The organism is Leisingera sp., assembly GCF_034669605.1.
In the GTDB taxonomy this organism is placed as follows: domain Bacteria; phylum Pseudomonadota; class Alphaproteobacteria; order Rhodobacterales; family Rhodobacteraceae; genus Leisingera.
The window spans coordinates 1-17,856 of sequence record NZ_JAXMOX010000082.1 but is presented as its reverse complement, the minus strand read 5'-3'; the positions used below and the strand labels follow the sequence as shown (position 1 = coordinate 17,856).

Here is a 17,856-nt window from a genome sequence, read left to right as displayed (position 1 = left end):
TCGCACCCACCCAGGCTCGGGCGCTGCCCTCTGTTGAGGTGTTGCGCCTGACCCGTACGCCCCGCTTGCCGGGACTTGACCGGAGTAGGGCAGGGTGAGGGCGCCGCCATCAAGGGAAAGCCACGGGATGCCCAGCAAGCGATATTACGACAATGAAATGCAGCTGGAGCTGGACGAGCTGCAGCAGAAACTGCGCCGCGACTGGCTGGACTAGAGCCTGCCGCGCGAATGGGACGGCATGGAAAGCTGGGAGCGGCTGGACAAGCCCAAGACCCGGGTCACGGTGCGGCTGGACACGGATATGGTGAAATGGTTCCGCAAGCTGGGCCCGAACTATGGCCGCCGCATCAACTCGGTGCTGCGGATCTACTGGCTGGCGCTGCTGGCGGGGCATATCCAGGCCCATGACAAGGACAACACGATCCTGCGCATTGCCGTGCGGGCGCGGGAGATGCAGCGGGAGCTGCGCGAGCGCCGGGTGGGGGAGTGAGGGCGGCTATGCGCAGGAAGCGGAGTTTGCAAAGTCTATATGGCTGGTCCCAGAAGCCCTTGACGCGTGTCGCGACACTTAGCAGGCTCCGATTGCAGAGGTTTCCTCAGACTTTTCAGGAAGAGTTCTAAAATGAGTTATGTTCAAAATTCCGAGTTTGAGTTGGAGTTGATGGATTGGTTGATTGCTAAGATTACTGGCAGCCCAGACAACGCAACTGCCTCGTTTGAGGCCTTGCTGAAACTAGAGCTTTGGAAGGGGGCGGGTCCAAAATTTTTAGCCCAAAACAAGCCTGATTTCGACATTTCTTTTAGATTCCAGTCTCATTGGTTGACGTACGGGCACAGGATTAGAGAGCAAATCATCTCCGACTTTGAGACTTCTAAACTGCTCAAACACATGATGCCAAAGTACAAAGGCAGTGGCAAAATTCTTTACCGAGGTGAGAAAAAGTGGAACTGGGATAATGGTCAGATAGGCTTTTGCTGGACAGACAAAAAGAGCATTGCCGAGAAATTTGCCGCAGGACTACATAACGGTGAAGATGGTGCTGTGATAATTAAAGGGAATTTTCCAGCGAACGCGATAATCGCAGGACCAGAGACCGAACAAACACATCCAATTAGGGACGAAGAGAGAGAACATACTATAGACCCAATCTGCGATGTTCTAGTTGAAGCAATCCACTGCCACGGGCCCTACGACGAAACCGGAAATTTTAAACCTGATTGGCCGCTTCCAAGTATAACAAAGCGTAAATGCCAATCCGATCCTGCGCCTACTCCTACGGAAACGCTCCCTCCACAGACCATTAGACTGGCACCCATCTCACCCGACTGATGCCAAGTGGAAGAGTTGTCCCTTGAGTTTTGACTTTTCGATGTCCGTTTTGGGCTGGGAGGCTCAATGGCGCCATAGAGTTGACGCATTACCGCAGCGACGCCCGTTTCAGCAGCCCCACCGCATCGGGCCGGTCCAGCAGCGAGCGGCTCACATCCAGCCCGTGGGCGCCGCTCTTGTGCTGCGCGGGCAGGCTGCCTTGGGGGCTGCCGGGGCGGGCGGTCCAGAAATCCTCGGGCAGCACCGGCCGGGTGACCGGGTCGAGGAAGGTGCTCTCGGCGGCGATGCCTTCGGCATAGATGATGTGGTGATGGTCGAACAGGATCTGGAAGTAATCGGCAAAGCCGCCGTCCAGCACCACCACCGAATGGCCGTTCACCAGATCGCGGGCGCGGACCAGGATTTCGGGGGCGCCGGCGCCGATCTCGTCGCTGCGCTGATAGACCATCAGCCGGTGCGCCGGGCTGACGATCAGGTCGTTGGCGTTGTTCAAGGCGCCCTTGCGGATCAGGATCGGGGCGAGGTCGCCCACCGCCCGCAGGGTGGACTGGCCGACCCAGCGCACCTCTTGAATGCCGTCGTCCCGGGTCAGGACACGGTCGCCTGCGCGCATGTCCTCGATCAGCCGTTGCGCGCCGGTGGCCAGGGTGATGCGGGTGCCGCGGGTGAACGAGACGCAGGCGGACTGTGCCAGCTTGCGCCGGGCCGATTTGCGCCCGGCCTTGACCAGCGTATAGGGCATATGCGCCTGCAAGGGGGCCAGCGGCACCAGATAGATACCGTCAATCAGCCCGTCCCCGTCCACTTCGACCATCACCAGGATCTCGGTATTGGGGCCGCTGTCGGGCATCAGCGTCAGCAGGCAGTCCAGATGCAGCGCCGCCCCCGGGGCGCCCAGGGCGGTGTCGGCGGCAATGCGGAAACTGCCATCGTGATAGGCGGCGATGCCCAGCCGCTGCGGCGGCACCGGGCTGTTCAGCAGGTAGATGTCATCCAGCACCAGGTCCTCGAGCAGACCCAGGGGGTCGCCCATGTTGGCACCGTATTCGACGCGGAAACGCTCGGCCGGGTAGGCCTGGACGGAGGAGAGGCTGGCAGTCAAATTCTGTCCCATATGCGGCCGGTATTCGCTTTTATATGCGGGCCCGCAGGCCGGTCCGTCAAATAGATTTGCTGGGGGAATGTGGCGAAAAGGCGGTGGGAAGAGGCGGATTTCCAGGCAGTTTCACGCTGCCGGCTGTGTGCGGCGGGGCCGGCTGCGGGGCTGGCCATCCGGACGCAGCCGGTGCAAGCTCCGCGAAACGGACAAGAATCCCGAGGGAGAACAACGATGGATCTGGGTATTTCGGGCAAGCGCGCGCTGGTTTGCGCCAGCAGCAAGGGGCTGGGACTGGGCTGCGCCGAGGCGCTGGCAGAGGCCGGCGTGAACCTGGTGATGAACGCCCGCGGAGCCGAGGCGCTCGAAGCCTCGGCGCAGGCGATCCGCGACCGGTACGGCGTGGATGTGGTGACGGTGGCGGCCGATGTGACCACGCCGGAGGGCCAGAAACAGGTGCTGGATGCAGCCCGGGGCGTGGATATCCTGGTCACCAATGCGGGCGGTCCGCCGCCGGGCATGTGGACCGACTGGGACCGCGAGGATTTCATTCAGGCGCTGGACGCCAACATGCTGACGCCGATTGCGCTGATCAAGGCGCTGGTGCCGGGCATGATCGAGCGCGGCTGGGGCCGGGTGGTCAATATCACCTCGGTTTCGGTCAAATCGCCGATCCCGGTGCTGGGGCTGTCGAATGCGGCGCGGGCGGGTCTCACCGGCTATGTCGCGGGCACCGCCCGGCAGGTGGCGGGCCAGGGCGTCATCATCAACAACCTGCAGCCGGGCATCCATGCCACCGACCGCGCCGTATCGCTGGACGGCGGTGCCGCCAAGGCGCAGGGGATCACGCCCGAGGAAGCCAAGGCGCAGCGCTGCGCCACCATCCCGGCGGGCCGTTACGGCACCCGGGCTGAGTTCGGCGCCACCTGCGCCTTCATGTGCTCGCAGCACGCGGGCTTCATGGTCGGGCAGAACATCCTGCTGGACGGCGGCGCCACCAATACCACGATGTAAGGGGCTGACATGGCTTCGGGATTTTCCCTGAAAGACCAGCTGTTCAACCGCGACAAGGTCCGCTATCTGGCGGGCCTTTTTTCGGCGGCTGAGCCTGGGTTTGATGCCAGTGCTTTTGAAAGCCGGGTGATGGCGGAACTGCCGGCGCTGGAGCTGAAGCAGCGGATGACGCTGATCGCCGATGTGCTGGCGGGCCATCTGCCCAAGGCGCTGCCGGAGGCCGCGCCGGTGCTGCTGAGGGCGCTGCCGCCGCGGCTGGATCCGCGCAAAACGGATGATGATTTTGGCGATTTCATCTTTGCCCCGCTGGGGGAATATGTTGCCGCACAGGGGCTGAAGGCGCACCCGGATCTGTCGCTTGACCTGCTCGAAGAGCTGACACAGAGGTTCTCGATGGAATGGGCGATCCGCCCCTTTCTGAACCGCTGGCCGGCTGAGGTTATGTCGCGGATGCAGGGCTGGGCCGGGCATTCGAGCTATCACGTGCGGCGGCTGGTGAGCGAGGGCACGCGGCCGCGGCTGCCTTGGGGCGCGGCGGTCGGCCTGCCGCTGGCGGAGCCGCTGCCGCTGCTGGACCGATTGCACAGCGATCCCGCCCGCTATGTCACCCGCTCGGTTGCCAACCATCTGAACGATATCGCCAAGAAGGATCCGGATCTGGTGATGGACCGGCTGCAGAGCTGGCGCGAAGCCGCGGTGCAGGACCGCAAGGAGCTGGACTGGATGACCGCCCATGCCCTGCGCGGGCTGGTCAAGGCAGGCCATCCGCGGGCGATGGCGATGCTGGGGTACGACCCGGAGCTGGCGTTGAAAGCGCTGATTGCTGCCCCGGAGACGGTGCGCATCGGCGAGGCGCTCGATTTCTCCTGCCGGCTGGAAGGCGCAGCAGGCGCGCCGGTTCTGGTGGATTATATCCTGCATTTCCAGCGCCCGGGGGGCAAGGCCTCGGCCAAGGTGTTCAAGTTGAAGCAGGCCAGGATCACCGGCGGCATTCTGGAGCTGGGCAAGAAGCACAAGCTGAAAGGCGACGCCACCACCTTCAAGCTGGTGCCGGGGCCGCACCGGATTGAGCTGATGGTGAACGGCAAGGTGCGGGCCGGGGCGGCGTTTGAGCTGCTGCCACAGGCCTGGCATCCTGGCCGCTGACACGCCTTCACGATCCTGTGGGGGATCTGGCAGCGCCCTGGGGGCGCTGCTAGTCCCGGAGGCACCACATCTCGGGATCTATCCATGCAAGCCATAGTCCTTACCGCTCTCTTTGCCGCCGTCATTGCGCTCAGCCTGTGGTTCGCGCCACGCAGGGCAACGGTCGGAGGCTTCTTCGGGGGACGCTCCGTCGAGGGCCAGGTGCCGGGGTTGTGGACGCTGGTGCTGTCGCAAGTGACGACATGGATCTTTGCGCGGTCGCTGATGAATGCGGCGATCCTCGGGTTTTACTACGGCATTGCGGGCACGCTGGCCTACGCGGCCTACTACGGCTCCTTTCTTACCGGCGGCTATATCGTCGGGCGGATGCGCGCACAGGGCGCGGCTTCGGTGCAGGACTGGCTGTCGGTGCGGTTCGGTGCGGCGGGGACCACTGCCTATAACCTGGTGATTGCGCTGCGGCTTTTGTCCGAGGTCTTTGCCAACCTGCTGGTCGTGGGCCTGATCTTCAGCGCCGCCCTGCCGCAGGTGGAGGGCGCGGAGACCATTGCCATCGTGGCTGTCGGCCTGCTGGCGCTGGGCTATTCCGCCTGGGGCGGGCTGTCGGCGGCGCTGCGCACTGATGTGATCCAGATGCTGTTCTTCCTGGCCGTGTTCGGCGCGGCGCTGGCGGCGCTGCTGTTGCGGCCGGGGTTTGACGTCGCCGCGGTGCTGACCGCGCCGGGCGCTGCGGGCGCGCACAACGGCTGGGTCCTGCTGGCGGTCGCCGCGTTGCAGGTGTTTTCCTACCCGGTCCATGATCCGGTGATGATGGACCGCGGCTTCCTCGCCGATCCCGCCACCACTCGCAAAAGCTTCCTGCATGCCTTCTGGATTTCGGCGCTCTGCATCCTCGGCTTCGGCTTCTTCGGCATCCAGGCCGCGCTGGAGGGCGCGGCCTATGAAGGCCAGCTGCTGGGAACTTGGGCGGCGATGCTGCCCGGTTGGGTGTTCGTGCTGCTGATCGTGTCGCTGCTGGTCTCGGCGCTGTCGACGCTGGACTCGGCGCTCAGCAGTGCCGCGCGACTGATGGTCGAAGAACTGTGCATTATGCCGCGCACGCTGGCCGGAGGACGGCTGGCGATGCTGGTCTTTGCAGCAGCGGGCGGTGCGCTGACGCTTTGGGGCAACCAGACATTGTTTGATGCGGTTGCCGTCTCTGGCACCGCGTCGATGTTCCTTACCCCGGTGCTGGCGGCGGCGCTGTCCGGGCGGCAGGTCGCACTCTGGGCCTATCTGGCCAGCTATGCCGCAGCGATGGCCGGGGCGACGGTCTATATGCTGCGTGACCTGCCCGCCTTGGCCGCGCTGCTTTATGACGGGCACAAATACGAGCAGCTGCTGCAAATCTGCCTGGTGGTGCTGCTGGCGGGGTTTGCCGCAGTGGCCTGCGGCAGCCGCAGGGTTGAAGCAGGGCAGGCGGGCTGATAGAGCTGCGGCAAATTCCGACGAAAAGCGTCGGGGACCGCAAGAGGCGACAGGTGCAATTGCAGACCCAAACTCCCGCCCCCCGTCTAGAAATCCGCAATATCAAGCGCTTCTTCGAAGGCCGTGCGGTGGTGGATGACGTCTCGCTGCAGATCCAGGCGGGGCAGGTGACCTGCCTGCTGGGGCCGTCGGGCTGCGGCAAATCCACCACGCTGCGGATGATCGCCGGGGTGGAGATGCAGGACAGCGGCGAGATCCATGTCGACGGCAAGCTGATCTGCGACACCGTGTTCCGGGTGCCGCCGGAGCGGCGCGGGATCGGGCTGATGTTCCAGGACTTTGCCCTGTTCCCGCATCTGAGCGTCGCCGATAACGTCGGCTTCGGCCTGAAGGGCAGCAAGGACGAGAAACGCGCCCGGGTCGAGGAACTGCTGAACCGGGTTGCGCTGAAGCGGTTCATCGACGGCTACCCGCACCAGCTGTCGGGCGGCGAACAGCAGCGGGTGGCGCTGGCCCGCGCGATTGCGCCCAGGCCGCGGATCATGCTGATGGATGAGCCGTTCTCGGGGCTGGACAACCGTCTGCGCGACGGCATCCGGGACGAGACGCTGAGCCTGCTGAAAGAAGAAGACACCGCGGTGCTGCTGGTCACGCATGAGCCGGAGGAGGCGATGCGCATGGCCGATGAGATCGCGCTGATGCGGGGCGGGCAGATCGTGCAGCAGGGCGCGCCCTACAACGTCTATACCCACCCGGTGGACAAGGCGGCGATGTCGTTTTTCAGCGATGTGAACGTTCTGAAGGCCGAGGTGAACGGGGCGCTGGCGCGCACCGCCTTTGGCGAATTCCTGGCGCCTGGCGTGCCGGACGGCACCGCGGTGGAGATCGTGTTCCGCCCGCAGCATCTGCGCATCGACTTCGACCGCGGCGGCCAGGGGCCGCTGCCGACCCCCAGCGACGGCGTTCCGGCGCGCGCGGTGGTGGAGCGGGCGCGGTTCCTGGGCAGCGAGAGCCTGGTCGAGTTCCGGATGGATTTCGACGGCTCGATCCTCAAGGCGACTGTGCCAAACGTCTTTCTGCCCGAAAAGGGCCGGGTGATGTGGCTGACGGTGCGCCGCAACCGCTGTTTCGTCTTTCCTGCCTAGGCGTTAGCGGGCATTCTGCACCTGAGGGAACAGGAGGTGCAGATGCCGGGCAGCTATCAGATCAGACCGTTGGACCGCTCGGAAATCCGCACCGCCCTGGACTGGGCTGCGCGCGAAGGCTGGAATCCGGGCCATCAGGACGCGGCCTGCTTTGGGTCTGTTGATCCGGAAGGGTTCCGGGGCGGGTTCCTCGACGGGCAGATGATCGCCTGCATTTCGGTGGTGAACTACGGGGCGACGTTCTCTTTCCTCGGCTTTTACATCGTTGCGCCGGCCTATCGCGGGCAAGGCTATGGCTACGCCCTGTGGCAAAAAGCGCTGGCGCACGCCGGCGATCGCACCGTGGGGCTCGACGGGGTGGTTGACCAGCAGGACAACTACCGCCGTTCCGGGTTTGAACTGGCCTGCCGCAATATCCGTTTTGGCGGGGTGCCTGCGGAAAAGCATTTGGCTCGCGGAGGATTTGACCTGTTGCCGCTGACAGAGCCGCCGCCGGACCTGCAGGCACTGGACGCCCGTATCTTCCCGGCGCCGCGCCCCGTGTTCTGGCAGCACTGGCTGGCGGCGGCGGGGCATGTCTCCTTTGCTGCTTTCCGGGACGGCGCGCTGGCGGGCTTCGGCACCCTGCGGCCCTGCGGCAGCGGCTGCAAGATCGGGCCGCTGGCTGCGGTGTCGCGCCCGGCAGCAGAAGCAGTGCTGGCGCGGCTGCTGCAAGAGCTGCCGGACGGGCAGAAGATCTTTCTGGATGTGCCGGAACCCCATGCGCAAGCGGTTGATCTGGCGCGGTCGCTGGGGCTGGCGCCGGTGTTCGAAACCGCCCGGATGTACCGCGGCGCGGCGCCGCAACTGGAGACGGATCTGATCTACGGAGTCACCAGTTTCGAACTTGGGTAGGGGCGCTGCCCCCGGCCCTGCGGGCCTCCCCCGGAGTATTTTGCGAAAGAAGAAGAGCGGGGCTCAGCTGCCGGATGGGTCGTAATCCTGCAGCCGCTTGCCGGCTTCATCCACGAACAGTTCGGGCAGGGCGGAGGCGTCTTCTATCAGGTCGATACGGAACACCCGGAAATCCCCCCGGGTCTCGCACCAGGCTGTCAGTGTCCAGACCCGGCCCCAGTATTCCATGTGCAGGGGGCGGATCCGGCGTTCGGTCAGGGTGCCGTCGATGCGGCGGTAGGCCAGCTGCAGTTTCTGCCGCGCTTTGATCGCGGCGCGCAGGGTTGGCATATGGGCCAGGGCGCGGGCTGCGTCCGAAAACGGGTAGACCGCGAATTTCCAGGCGTCGGCTTCGGCTATGGTCTGTTCCGGCAGCACCGCGTCAATCTTGGCCGCCAGGGATTGCGCGGCGGATTTCAGATCCGGGTCGGCGGCTTCGGCGACGATGGCCATGCCAAGGTTCAGCGCCTCCAGTTCCTCTGGCGTCAGGGTGAGCGGCGGCAGGCTGATCTGCTCGCGCACCATGTAGCCGACGCCGCGTTCGCCCTCGACCGGCACGCCGGAGGCCGCAAGCGTGTCCATATCGCGGTAGATGGTGCGGGTCGAGACCTCCAGCCGCGCGGCAATGTCCCGGGCGCGGTGCAGCTTGCCGTCGCGCAGGATCTGGATGATTTCGAAAAGACGGTCAGTGCGGCGCATGGGATCAACCCTTGGCGCGGGACAGGGGCCGAGGTCAAGGGCCGCGCCCGGCGCAGGGGCCGGGCGCACCCGGGTTCAAATCAGGGCGCCATGCCCCAGAACACCTCTTCATGCCGCATATGGGCGGAGCCAGGAGCAATGGCCGCAATCACCTCGGGTGTGAAATCCTGCTGCATGAATTCCTGGGCAACCTGCTGTGCCGTGGCCATGTCCTGCCACAGCACATAGTCGGTCCAGCTGCCATCCGCGCCCTGGCTCAGCTGCCGGCGCACAAAGCCCGCCTGGGCGCGCACAAAGCCTTCGGTGCGTTGCATCAGAGCGACAAAATCCGCGGGACTCACCCCTTTTTCAAGTTTGAAGGTCACGATTTCGGCGACATGTTTGCGCATCACGTTTCTCCTTAATTGCGTGTGATGGGCTGGATTTACCGCGTTGCAACTGACATAAACCTGTCAGTTGGATGCGGGGCGCCTGCAAAAACAGCAAAATCTGCGCTTCACGGGCCATTGTGCTGCGGGTGTTGCTTTCGCTCAAAGCGCTGTCCGCGCTAAACCCGTAGCGAACAATTCCACCGGCAGCGCTGATCCGTGCCGGAACCAGAAGGAGACATTCTCATGCTCAACAATATCGGCCTTCCCGGCATTCTGCTTATTGCTGTTGTGGTCCTGGTCCTGTTTGGCCGCGGCAAGATTTCCTCGCTGATGGGCGAAGTCGGCAAAGGCATCACCTCGTTCAAGAAGGGCATCAGCGAAGGCACCAAGGAGCTGGAAGACGACGCGGCGGCCGACGCCAAGGACGTCACGCCCGAAGCCGAAGCCACGGCTGAAAAAGACAAGGTCTAAGCGCGGATGTTCGATCTTGGGTGGACCGAACTGCTGGTCATCGGCGTGGTCGCGCTGATCGTCGTCGGCCCCAAGGACCTGCCGGTGCTGTTCCGCAATGTGGGACGGTTCGTGGGCAAGGCCAGGGGGATGGCGCGCGAATTCAGCCGGGCCATGCATGATGCGGCGGATGAGGCCGGAGTCAAGGATATGGCCAAGGGCCTGAAGGCCGCCAGCAACCCGATGGGCACTGCCATGGACGGGGTGAAACAGGCCGCGCAGGACATGGCCAAGTCGATCCACCCGGCCAAATTCGATCCTGACAGCGAAACCGGCAAGCTGGCCGCGGAGCGGGCTGAGGATGCCAAGAAGATCAAGGCCTCCACCGCACGGGCCGCTGCCGAGCGCAAGGCGCGCGAGGCTGAGGAGGCGCTGGCCAAGGCAGAAGAAGCTGAGGCTGCGCTGAAGCCTGCTGCGCCGAAACCCGAAGAAGAGGCCAAATCATGAGCAACCCGGATGAGATCGACGACTCGGCGGCGCCGCTGATCGAACATCTGGCCGAGCTGCGCAGCCGGCTGATCCATTCGGTCGTGGCGTTTATCGTCGGCATGGTGATCTGTTTCACGGTGGCGACGCCGGTGTTCAACTTCCTCACCGCGCCGCTGTGCGCAGTGCTGGCCGAGAGCGGCCAGGACTGCGCGCTGATCTTCATCAGCCCGCAGGAGGGCTTCTTTGTCGCGATCAAGATTTCTTTCCTGGGCGGCTTCATGCTGGCGTTTCCCTATATCGGGTTCCAGATGTGGCGCTTCGTGGCGCCGGGGCTGTACAAGAATGAGAAGGGTGCATTTCTGCCCTTCATGGTCGCCTCGCCCTTCATGTTCATTCTGGGCGCCAGCTTTGCCTTTTATGTGGTGACACCGCTGGCCTATGACTTTTTCCTGGGCTTCCAGCAGTTCGGGTCCGGCGGCGAGGCTGTCACCGGCGAGGAAGTGAACCAGGGGCTCAGCGTGGTGTTTCAGGGGTCGGCCCAGGAATACCTCAACCTGACCATCAAGTTCATTGTCGCCTTCGGCCTGTGCTTTCAGCTGCCGGTGCTGCTGACGCTGATGGGCAAGGCCGGGCTGGTCAGCGCCGAGGGCCTGGGTGCCGTCCGCAAATACGCGGTGGTGGCGATTCTGGTGCTGGCCGCGCTGGTGACACCGCCGGATGTGATCACCCAAGTGATCCTGTTTGTGGTGGTTTACGGCCTTTACGAGATCTCGATTTTCCTGGTCGGCCGCGTCGAGAAAAAGCGCGAGGCGCAGCTGCGCGCCGATGGCTACTATGACGACGAGGATGAGATGGACACCCATCCCGACGATCCGATGATGGCTGAATTCGATGCGGATGACGGCAAGGACAAGTAGGCTGGTGACGGCATGAAACAGGAGGGCGCGCCGGCAACGGCGCGCCTTTTTCGTTTTCTGATCCCGCCCCGGCCTGCAAACACGCTTCCGTGAAGATCCCCGCAACCAAGTATCTTTGTCCCAGGCCTTGCAGCATGCTGTCGCCAGAATTTGAGTGTTGGGAGGTTTCCATGAAAAAAGTTCTGGCTGTTTTTTCCTGCGCAGCGGTGTGCGCGTTTGCATCCGCGTCCTTGGCCGAGGATCCGCCGATGGGGTTCTTCGTGACCTCGGCCGGCCTCGGCGATGGCGGCAACCTTGGCGGGCTCGAAGGGGCCGATGCCCATTGCACCCAGCTGGCCGAAGCAGCGGGTTCTGCCGGGCGGACCTGGCGCGCCTACCTCAGCACCCAGGAAGAGGGCAAGCGCGGCATCTCGGCCCGCGCGCGCATCGGCACCGGTCCCTGGTACAATGCCAATGGCGAGCTGATCGCGGTGGGTCTGGACCAGTTGCATATCCTGCCGAATATCTACGCCCGCACCGCCGTTGATGAGAACGGAAACCGGATCAAGGGCCGCGGCGACGATCCGAACGAGCATGATATCCTAACCGGCACCCAAGAAGACGGCACCGCTTATTTCCCCTGGCAGGAGGGCGATAAGACCTGTTCGAACTGGACCTCCAACGGCGAGGGCTCGGCCACGGTCGGCCACCATGACCGGCACGGCGGCGGCAACATCTCCTGGAATGCAGCCCATGATTCGCGCGGCTGCAGCGCGGAGGACCTGCGCGCCACTGGCGGCAACGGTTATTTCTACTGTTTCGCAGCGGATTGATCCTGCTGACTGGACCAGGCCGGCGGCGCAGGGGCAGCGCCCGCCGCCCCCCCCTTGCCGTGCCGCCGTGAACATGATTTGAAATCCGTCAACTGACGGACGGAGGCACCCCATGGACCAGATCGCATTGACCCGAATTGCCGAGGCGCTGGAGCGGATGTCTCCCGCGCCGCTGGAAACCCCGGATTTCAACGCGGCCAGCGCTTTTGTCTGGCATGTTGGGCCAGAGCGGCTGGAGCCGGTGAAAGCGGTCAACAGGGTCGATCTGGACCTGCTGGTCGGCATCAACCGCTCGCGCGATACGCTCCTGGACAACACCCGCCGGTTTGCCCGGGGCTTCGCCGCCAACAATGCGCTTTTGTGGGGCGCCCGGGGGATGGGGAAATCCAGCCTTGTCAAAGCCGTGCATGGCGCGCTGGCGGCGGATCACCCGGAACTGAAGCTGGTGGAACTCCAGCGCGAGGATCTGCCCTCGGTCGCGCGGCTGCTGAACCACCTGCGCGGCTCCGAGCACCGGTTCATCCTGTTCTGCGATGATCTGTCGTTCAGCCATGACGACCAGCATTACAAAAGCCTCAAGGCGGTGCTGGACGGCGGTATCGAGGGGCGGCCCGAGAATGTGGTGTTCTACGCCACCTCGAACCGGCGCCATCTGATGCCGCGCGACATGATCGAGAATGAGCGCTCCAGCGCCATCAACCCGTCGGAAGCGGTGGAGGAGAAGGTTTCGCTGTCGGACCGGTTCGGCCTGTGGCTGGGGTTCCACCCCTGCGATCAGGATGAATACCTGGCGATGATCGCGGGCTATTGCGCCGCCTATGGCGTCAAACCGGATGCCGAGGCGCTGCGGGCTGAGGCGATCGAATGGCAGGCCACCCGCGGCGCCCGCTCGGGCCGGGTGGCCTGGCAGTTCTTTACCGATTTGGCCGGGCGCCACGGGGTCAGCTTGCGCTGAGCGGGTTTGGCCCGGCGCAGATATCTATCCGGCTGGTTGCGGCTGCGCCGTGTTTGGTATCCCGCGCAGCAGAATGTCCAAGGCGCAGGTCGCCCGCCGCAGGCGGGCTTCGCTGCCGCCCTCATCCGCGATCCATGCGGAGGTTTCCGACAGGCTGCCGAAGATCAATAGCGCCAGGGCTTCGGGGTCTGTTTCATCGATGATGCCGTTGCGGATCATGCTGTCAATCAGCCGTGCCATGGTGGCGATGCATTGGCTTTGGTTGTCGCCGATGTCGCCAAGCACGGCCTTTGCGTCCCGCAGCACGATACGCTGGTACTCTGGCTCCAGGGCCATTTGCAGATGTGCGTGGCAACGGGCGCGAAAACCCTCCCAGGGGGAGGTGGCCGATTCGGAAATGTCTTGCAGGCGGGCCTCCATTTCCTGATCGATTTGCAGAACGACAGCTGCCAGAAGCCCCTTCTTGTCCCCGAAATGATGATACAGCGCACCACGGGTCAGCCCTGCCTGGCGCGTCAAATCATCCATCGAGACCTGGGCGTAGCCCTGTTCGGCAAAGACGCGGCGGGCTGTTGCCAACAGGGATACACGGGTTTCCTCAGCTTCTGCGCGGGTGCGGCGGACCATTTTTTTCTCCTTACATACGCGACGTATGAATATTTACATACGAGGCGTATCATTGTACGCCCGCTTTGATACGAGCTGTTTGTTAATGCCCGTGCCAAATCAACATGACAAGACACTGAGGGGAAAACCCGCATGAACAATCCGTATGCAGAACTTTTCAAAACACCTGGGGCAGCAGCATTTGTATGCGCTGGCCTGTTAGGGCGCACTGCCTTGCCGATGACCGGGATCGGGATCATCACAATGTTGTCACAGCGCCATGGCAGCTACACGCTTGCAGGCGGAGTCGCGGCGGCCTTTGTGATGACATATGCGCTGTTGTCGCCGCAGACCTCGCGGCTGGTCGATCGTTACGGGCAAAGCCGTGTTCTGCCGCTGGCAACGGTAATCAGCGTGATTGGCTTTGGTCTTCTGGCCTGCGCCTCGTTGTGGCAGGCCGCCCATTGGACGCTGTTTGCGGGCGCAGTTATGGCGGGTGGCATGCCAAGCGTTTCTGCAATGGTACGGGCGCGGTGGGCGACGCTTTGCAGCGGGCAGGCGCGGTTGCAAACAGCCTATTCGCTGGAAACGGTGCTGGATGAGGTGACATTCATAGCCGGACCGCCGCTGGCGGTGGGGCTAAGCATCATGGTTTTTGCCGAAGCCGGCATAATGGCTGCGGCAGCATTGCAGGCTGTTGGCGTTGCTGCGTTACTGCGACAGCGGCAGACCGAACCGCCAGTTGTTGCCCGGGGTGACAGCCGGCAAGCAGCCGTTATCGGCCTGATGGACATGCGTCTGCTGACGCTGTTGCTGGTGGCGATGGGGCTGATTGTCGGAACCGTGGATATTGCCAGCGTGGCCTTTGCCGAACATCTGGGCCGACCGGCACTGGCGAGCTTGGTTCTGGCCTCTTATGCGGCCGGGTCCTGCCTTGCCGGGCTTGTCTATGGCGCGCTTGTCCTGTCAGTGCCGCTCAGCCGGCTGCTTCTTTGGGGCGGGGCGGCGACCGCTGTGGCCACGGTGCCGCTGGTGTTCGTGGGCAATATGTCCGGCCTTGCGGTGGCTGTCTTTGTGGCGGGGCTGTCGTTTGCGCCGACCATGATCGTCGCCATGTCATTGGTTGAGAAAATCGTACCGGAGCAGCAATTGACCGAAGGGCTGACCTGGCTTCTTTCGGGGCTGAATGCCGGTGTTGCGCTGGGGGCGGCGGTTTCGGGCCGGATTGTCGATGCTTACGGCGCAGAGAGCGCCTTTGGCACCAGCCTTTGTGCCGGCCTGGCGGTTGTGCTGTGCGCGGCCTGGGTACATGCGCGCTTTGCCCTGTCGCCGCAGAAGTGCTGAAGGACAGCCTGTCCGTCATATGCAGCAGTGCGGATGGCGAGCTGCGCCGCCTATGGTGCTGATAGCAAAAGCCCGGCAGATAGGCCGGGCTTTTCGTTCTTGCACCAAGCAAGCTGCCGTCAGTTCAGGTAGCTCAGCGGATCGATGCTTTCAAACCCGTCGCGCACTTCGAAATGGACATAGGCGTCGTCGCCGCCGCGCAGCGAGGCAATGCGCTGGCCGCGCACCACGCTTTCGCCCTTTTTCACGGTGATATTGCCAACGTTCTGATAGACGGTCAGCAGCTTCTGGCTGTGGCGGATCACCACAATCGGCACGTTGTTGGAATCCTTGGTGATCGCCGCCACGGTGCCGGCCTCGGCGGCATTGACCGGCGCACCGGCGGCGGCGGCGATGTCGATGCCGTCATTGCGCCCCTTGGCGTAGGTTTTGACGATCTTGCCCTGCACCGGATAGGCCATGGCAGCGCTGCTGGCGCGGGTGGGTTCGGGCAGGTCCGGCTTGGGCAGGGTTTCCGCCGCCGGGGCAACGGCGGCAGGCTCGACCTTTTCTTCCGGCAGCGGCTGGCTGGCGCTTGGCGGCACCGGCGTCACAGTGCCGGCCCCCGGTTCGGTGACTGCCACGGCGGCGGCAGCGGGGGCCGGGCGCGGCGCGGCTTTCTCTTTCAACGGGATCAGCAGGAACTGGCCTTCGCGCACCGCAAAATCGCTGCCCAGGCCGTTCCATTCCGCCAGCGATTTCACCGGCACCTGGTAAAGCCGCGAGATGGTATAGGCGGTCTCGCCGCGCTTCACCTTGTGGCGCACCGGCTCGGGGCCTGCCTGCACCTTGGGCGGCTGCGGCTTGGCCACCGGCTGGATTGCAGTGGGGGTCACAGAGCCGGGATTGGGCGAGGTCAGCGGCGCGGTGTCGATGGCCTGGCCTGCCAGCGTTGCAATATCGACGGCCCCCGCGGCGGCGCTGCCAGGCAGGCTGTCCGGGGCGCGGTGCGGCAGCGCCAGCACCTCGCCCTGGCGCATCTTGTCGCCGGTTTCCATGCCGTTGAACCGGGCAACTTCCGCGGGCGGCAGGCCGATTCGCGCTGCCACATCCGAAACCGTGTCGCCGCGCTGCGCCACCGCCACCTGGTAGGAGGGATAGGTGATCAGCCCGCGGCTGTCAGGCGCGGGCCGGTTCGAGGTGGCGGATTTTGCAGCGCCGGCGGTGTTAAAGGCGCCCAGCTGGCCGCGCAGGTCATAGTCCAGCGGGCCCTGGCAGGCGGCCAGCACCCCGGTCAGCATCCCGGCCAGCGGCAATACGGCCAGCAGCCTTGCACGGGGCAGGCCGCGGGATTCGGTCCGGTTGGGGGGGGTCCGGGTCATTTTGCTCTCCTCAAAACACGCTTCCCCTTTTTCGCGGGGATTCTCTCGCGTCAATCATTATAGCTCATGCCGTCCAGGGGGCGGCTGAAATCCGCCGGTAGTTTACGTGTCCTTGGCCAATCCCTCAAGCAGCGGCACAAAGCGCACCGGGCGCAGCTCGTCATACTCCAGCCCGTCTTCGGTTTTGCGCACCCGGATCAGGGTCTGCACATGGTCGGACTGCCCCACCGGCAGCACCATGATGCCGCCGGTCTTGAGCTGCGCAAGCAGGGGGCTTGGCGGATCTTCGGCGGCGGCGGTCACGATGATCCGGTCAAACGGCGCCTGTTCGTTCAGCCCGTGGCTGCCGTCGCCGACCAGCGAGGTCACATTGGCAAGCTGCAGCTGCTCGAACACCGCCCGCGCCTCGCGCACCAGCCTTGCGTGGCGGTCGATGGTATAGACCCGGCGCGCCAGTTTCGACAGGACTGCCGCCTGGTAGCCGGAGCCGGTGCCGACCTCCAGCACCGTGTCGCGCGGGCTGATTTCCAGCGCCTGGGTCATCATCCCGACAACGGAGGGCTGCGAGATGGTCTGGCCGCAGGCAATCGGCAGCGGCACGTCCTCATAGGCGCGGTCGGTGAAGATGCCGCGCACGAACATGCCGCGGTCGATGGCCTCGATCGCCTCCAGCACCTTCTGGTCGGTCACCCCGCGCGAGCGCACCGAGTACAGGAACTGCATCTTGGTTTCCGGATCGGGTCCGCTCATGCGCCGGCTCTTTCAATCGCCTTCAGCGCATCCAGTGCATCGCGCGCGGTCAGGTCGGCGCGCATCGGGGTGACAGAGATATAGCCGTCCAGGGTCACCGCGGCATCTGATCCTGCAGCGGTCTCCACCTGCTGATTGCCGCCGCGGATCCACAGGTACCGCCGCCCGGTCGGCGACAGCTGTTCCTCGGCCGAAAAATGGCTGCCGCGGCGGAACCCCTGGGGGGCGACGCGGGTGCCCTTGACGTCCGCTGCTGGGACCGGCGGGAAGTTGATATTGTAAAACAACCGGTAGTCCTGCTGGTCCTGCGGCTGGGCGGCCAGGATCTTGTTGACCAGCGCCGCGCCATGCACGGCGGCGGCTTCGAACGGGTTTGCGGTCTCGCGGTTGGCAGGGCCGTAATACTGCGACAGCGCCATCGCCGGGATCCCCTGCAGCGCGGCCTCCATGGCGCCGCCAAGGGTGCCGGAATAAAGCGCGTTTTCGGCCGAGTTGTTGCCGCGGTTGACGCCCGACAGCACCAGATCCGGCTTGGCGCCCTGCATCACCACATGAAGGCCTGCCAGCACGCAGTCTGCGGGCGAGCCTTCGGCGGCAAAGCGGCGCTTGCCCAGCTGGCTTAGCATGGTGGGACGGGTGTAGCTGATGCAATGGCCGACGCCGGATTGTTCAAACGCCGGGGCCACGGTCCAGACCTCGCCGCCGGGGCCTGCGACCTCATGGGCGATGGCCTCAAGGATGGTGAGCCCTTCGGCGCTGATGCCGTCGTCATTGGTGATCAGTATGCGCATGGGGTGTCTGCCTGCCGTGTTCAACCGGGTTTCCGATTGAATAGGACCTGCACCGTTAGGGGGCAAGGATTTCGCGGATGGAAGCAGGATCAGCCGCAAAGCGGGGCAGGGAGGCAACAGGCCGGGCGGCCGGATGCGCTCCCGCCCCCCGGGCCTGCATCACAGATGCCGTCCCAGGCG

At 64.3% G+C, this 17,856-nt stretch carries 20 protein-coding genes; 13 read left to right on the top strand and 7 right to left on the bottom strand.

The window, feature by feature from the left end; translation table 11 throughout:
- The first annotated feature begins 238 nt into the window (after positions 1-238).
- Positions 239-490: a BrnA antitoxin family protein gene (locus tag VOI29_RS12010; protein ID WP_323779033.1), complete on the top strand. Its 252-nt coding sequence runs from the start codon at positions 239-241 to the stop codon at positions 488-490.
- Between the two features lie 132 nt (positions 491-622).
- The gene (locus tag VOI29_RS12005) at positions 623-1,330 is read left to right on the top strand and encodes a hypothetical protein (protein WP_323779031.1); all 708 of its coding nucleotides are present in this window, start codon (positions 623-625) and stop codon (positions 1,328-1,330) included.
- An 88-nt stretch (positions 1,331-1,418) separates the two neighbouring features.
- Here the strand turns inward: VOI29_RS12005 and VOI29_RS12000 are convergent, their stop codons facing one another.
- Positions 1,419-2,444, bottom strand: coding sequence for a Hint domain-containing protein (locus VOI29_RS12000; RefSeq protein WP_323779029.1), 1,026 nt, complete (start codon positions 2,442-2,444; stop codon positions 1,419-1,421).
- Between the two features lie 216 nt (positions 2,445-2,660).
- On the opposite strand from VOI29_RS12000, the gene VOI29_RS11995 reads away from it, so the two are divergent.
- From VOI29_RS11995 to VOI29_RS11975, 5 genes are all read left to right on the top strand, one after another.
- Positions 2,661-3,440 (top strand): SDR family oxidoreductase, encoded by a 780-nt coding sequence (locus VOI29_RS11995; RefSeq protein WP_323779027.1) that lies wholly within the window; start codon positions 2,661-2,663, stop codon positions 3,438-3,440.
- A gap of 9 nt (positions 3,441-3,449) precedes the next feature.
- Positions 3,450-4,586: a hypothetical protein gene (locus tag VOI29_RS11990; protein ID WP_323779025.1), complete on the top strand. Its 1,137-nt coding sequence runs from the start codon at positions 3,450-3,452 to the stop codon at positions 4,584-4,586.
- Positions 4,587-4,670: 84 nt separating this feature from the next.
- Positions 4,671-6,053 (top strand): sodium:proline symporter, encoded by a 1,383-nt coding sequence (locus tag VOI29_RS11985; RefSeq protein ID WP_323779023.1) that lies wholly within the window; start codon positions 4,671-4,673, stop codon positions 6,051-6,053.
- A 53-nt stretch (positions 6,054-6,106) separates the two neighbouring features.
- Entirely contained in the window at positions 6,107-7,198 is a 1,092-nt protein-coding gene (locus VOI29_RS11980) for an ABC transporter ATP-binding protein (protein WP_323779022.1), read from the top strand.
- Positions 7,199-7,240: 42 nt separating this feature from the next.
- Positions 7,241-8,092, top strand: a complete 852-nt coding sequence (locus VOI29_RS11975) for a GNAT family N-acetyltransferase (RefSeq protein ID WP_323779019.1) — start codon at positions 7,241-7,243, stop codon at positions 8,090-8,092.
- A 63-nt stretch (positions 8,093-8,155) separates the two neighbouring features.
- Here VOI29_RS11975 and VOI29_RS11970 read toward each other — a convergent pair whose 3' ends face one another.
- A complete protein-coding gene (locus VOI29_RS11970) occupies positions 8,156-8,830 on the bottom strand; it encodes a YafY family protein (RefSeq protein ID WP_323779017.1) in 675 nt (224 codons plus the stop codon).
- Between the two features lie 80 nt (positions 8,831-8,910).
- Positions 8,911-9,219 (bottom strand): hypothetical protein, encoded by a 309-nt coding sequence (locus tag VOI29_RS11965; protein WP_323779015.1) that lies wholly within the window; start codon positions 9,217-9,219, stop codon positions 8,911-8,913.
- A gap of 225 nt (positions 9,220-9,444) precedes the next feature.
- Here VOI29_RS11965 and VOI29_RS11960 point away from each other — a divergent pair, with 225 nt between their 5' ends.
- The 5 genes from VOI29_RS11960 (at position 9,445) to VOI29_RS11940 (ending at position 12,824) form a co-directional block, all read left to right on the top strand.
- Positions 9,445-9,672 (top strand): twin-arginine translocase TatA/TatE family subunit, encoded by a 228-nt coding sequence (locus tag VOI29_RS11960; protein ID WP_323779014.1) that lies wholly within the window; start codon positions 9,445-9,447, stop codon positions 9,670-9,672.
- A gap of 6 nt (positions 9,673-9,678) precedes the next feature.
- Positions 9,679-10,158, top strand: a complete 480-nt coding sequence (gene tatB / locus VOI29_RS11955) for a Sec-independent protein translocase protein TatB (protein WP_323779012.1) — start codon at positions 9,679-9,681, stop codon at positions 10,156-10,158.
- On the top strand, positions 10,155-11,057 hold the full coding sequence (tatC, locus tag VOI29_RS11950) for a twin-arginine translocase subunit TatC (RefSeq protein WP_323779010.1): 903 nt from the start codon (positions 10,155-10,157) through the stop codon (positions 11,055-11,057). Before tatB ends, tatC begins: the two co-directional genes overlap by 4 nt.
- 170 nt (positions 11,058-11,227) lie before the next feature.
- The gene (locus VOI29_RS11945; protein WP_323779009.1) at positions 11,228-11,869 is read left to right on the top strand and encodes a hypothetical protein; all 642 of its coding nucleotides are present in this window, start codon (positions 11,228-11,230) and stop codon (positions 11,867-11,869) included.
- A 112-nt stretch (positions 11,870-11,981) separates the two neighbouring features.
- Positions 11,982-12,824: an ATP-binding protein gene (locus tag VOI29_RS11940; RefSeq protein ID WP_323779007.1), complete on the top strand. Its 843-nt coding sequence runs from the start codon at positions 11,982-11,984 to the stop codon at positions 12,822-12,824.
- A gap of 24 nt (positions 12,825-12,848) precedes the next feature.
- Here VOI29_RS11940 and VOI29_RS11935 read toward each other — a convergent pair whose 3' ends face one another.
- Positions 12,849-13,451: a TetR/AcrR family transcriptional regulator gene (locus tag VOI29_RS11935; protein ID WP_323779005.1), complete on the bottom strand. Its 603-nt coding sequence runs from the start codon at positions 13,449-13,451 to the stop codon at positions 12,849-12,851.
- Positions 13,452-13,583: 132 nt separating this feature from the next.
- Between VOI29_RS11935 and VOI29_RS11930 the strand changes: the two genes are divergently transcribed.
- On the top strand, positions 13,584-14,774 hold the full coding sequence (locus VOI29_RS11930; protein ID WP_323779003.1) for an MFS transporter: 1,191 nt from the start codon (positions 13,584-13,586) through the stop codon (positions 14,772-14,774).
- A 119-nt stretch (positions 14,775-14,893) separates the two neighbouring features.
- Here VOI29_RS11930 and VOI29_RS11925 read toward each other — a convergent pair whose 3' ends face one another.
- The 3 genes from VOI29_RS11925 to surE all read right to left on the bottom strand — a co-directional run bounded on the left by VOI29_RS11925 (position 14,894) and on the right by surE (position 17,676).
- A complete protein-coding gene (locus tag VOI29_RS11925; RefSeq protein ID WP_323779001.1) occupies positions 14,894-16,135 on the bottom strand; it encodes a peptidoglycan DD-metalloendopeptidase family protein in 1,242 nt (413 codons plus the stop codon).
- A gap of 102 nt (positions 16,136-16,237) precedes the next feature.
- Complete coding sequence (locus tag VOI29_RS11920; protein WP_323778999.1) at positions 16,238-16,885, bottom strand: protein-L-isoaspartate(D-aspartate) O-methyltransferase; 648 nt, start codon at positions 16,883-16,885, stop codon at positions 16,238-16,240.
- The gene (gene surE / locus VOI29_RS11915) at positions 16,882-17,676 is read right to left on the bottom strand and encodes a 5'/3'-nucleotidase SurE (protein ID WP_323778998.1); all 795 of its coding nucleotides are present in this window, start codon (positions 17,674-17,676) and stop codon (positions 16,882-16,884) included. The genes VOI29_RS11920 and surE overlap by 4 nt, the downstream gene beginning before the upstream one ends.
- Positions 17,677-17,856: the final 180 nt, after the last annotated feature.

Bases quoted from the DNA above. Each gene is read 5' to 3' on its own strand.
- VOI29_RS12010 (WP_323779033.1), top strand. From the start codon at position 239: ATGGAAAGCTGGGAGCGGCTGGACAAGCCCAAGACCCGGGTCACGGTG.
- VOI29_RS11935 (WP_323779005.1), bottom strand. From the start codon at position 13,451: ATGGTCCGCCGCACCCGCGCAGAAGCTGAGGAAACCCGTGTATCCCTG.
- surE (WP_323778998.1), bottom strand. From the start codon at position 17,676: ATGCGCATACTGATCACCAATGACGACGGCATCAGCGCCGAAGGGCTC.
- VOI29_RS11940 (WP_323779007.1), top strand. From the start codon at position 11,982: ATGGACCAGATCGCATTGACCCGAATTGCCGAGGCGCTGGAGCGGATG.
- VOI29_RS11995 (WP_323779027.1), top strand. From the start codon at position 2,661: ATGGATCTGGGTATTTCGGGCAAGCGCGCGCTGGTTTGCGCCAGCAGC.
- VOI29_RS11960 (WP_323779014.1), top strand. From the start codon at position 9,445: ATGCTCAACAATATCGGCCTTCCCGGCATTCTGCTTATTGCTGTTGTG.
- tatC (WP_323779010.1), top strand. From the start codon at position 10,155: ATGAGCAACCCGGATGAGATCGACGACTCGGCGGCGCCGCTGATCGAA.
- VOI29_RS11970 (WP_323779017.1), bottom strand. From the start codon at position 8,830: ATGCGCCGCACTGACCGTCTTTTCGAAATCATCCAGATCCTGCGCGAC.
- VOI29_RS12005 (WP_323779031.1), top strand. From the start codon at position 623: ATGAGTTATGTTCAAAATTCCGAGTTTGAGTTGGAGTTGATGGATTGG.
- VOI29_RS12000 (WP_323779029.1), bottom strand. From the start codon at position 2,444: ATGGGACAGAATTTGACTGCCAGCCTCTCCTCCGTCCAGGCCTACCCG.
- VOI29_RS11920 (WP_323778999.1), bottom strand. From the start codon at position 16,885: ATGAGCGGACCCGATCCGGAAACCAAGATGCAGTTCCTGTACTCGGTG.
- VOI29_RS11945 (WP_323779009.1), top strand. From the start codon at position 11,228: ATGAAAAAAGTTCTGGCTGTTTTTTCCTGCGCAGCGGTGTGCGCGTTT.
- VOI29_RS11985 (WP_323779023.1), top strand. From the start codon at position 4,671: ATGCAAGCCATAGTCCTTACCGCTCTCTTTGCCGCCGTCATTGCGCTC.
- VOI29_RS11925 (WP_323779001.1), bottom strand. From the start codon at position 16,135: ATGACCCGGACCCCCCCCAACCGGACCGAATCCCGCGGCCTGCCCCGT.
- VOI29_RS11930 (WP_323779003.1), top strand. From the start codon at position 13,584: ATGAACAATCCGTATGCAGAACTTTTCAAAACACCTGGGGCAGCAGCA.
- VOI29_RS11975 (WP_323779019.1), top strand. From the start codon at position 7,241: ATGCCGGGCAGCTATCAGATCAGACCGTTGGACCGCTCGGAAATCCGC.
- VOI29_RS11990 (WP_323779025.1), top strand. From the start codon at position 3,450: ATGGCTTCGGGATTTTCCCTGAAAGACCAGCTGTTCAACCGCGACAAG.
- VOI29_RS11965 (WP_323779015.1), bottom strand. From the start codon at position 9,219: ATGCGCAAACATGTCGCCGAAATCGTGACCTTCAAACTTGAAAAAGGG.
- tatB (WP_323779012.1), top strand. From the start codon at position 9,679: ATGTTCGATCTTGGGTGGACCGAACTGCTGGTCATCGGCGTGGTCGCG.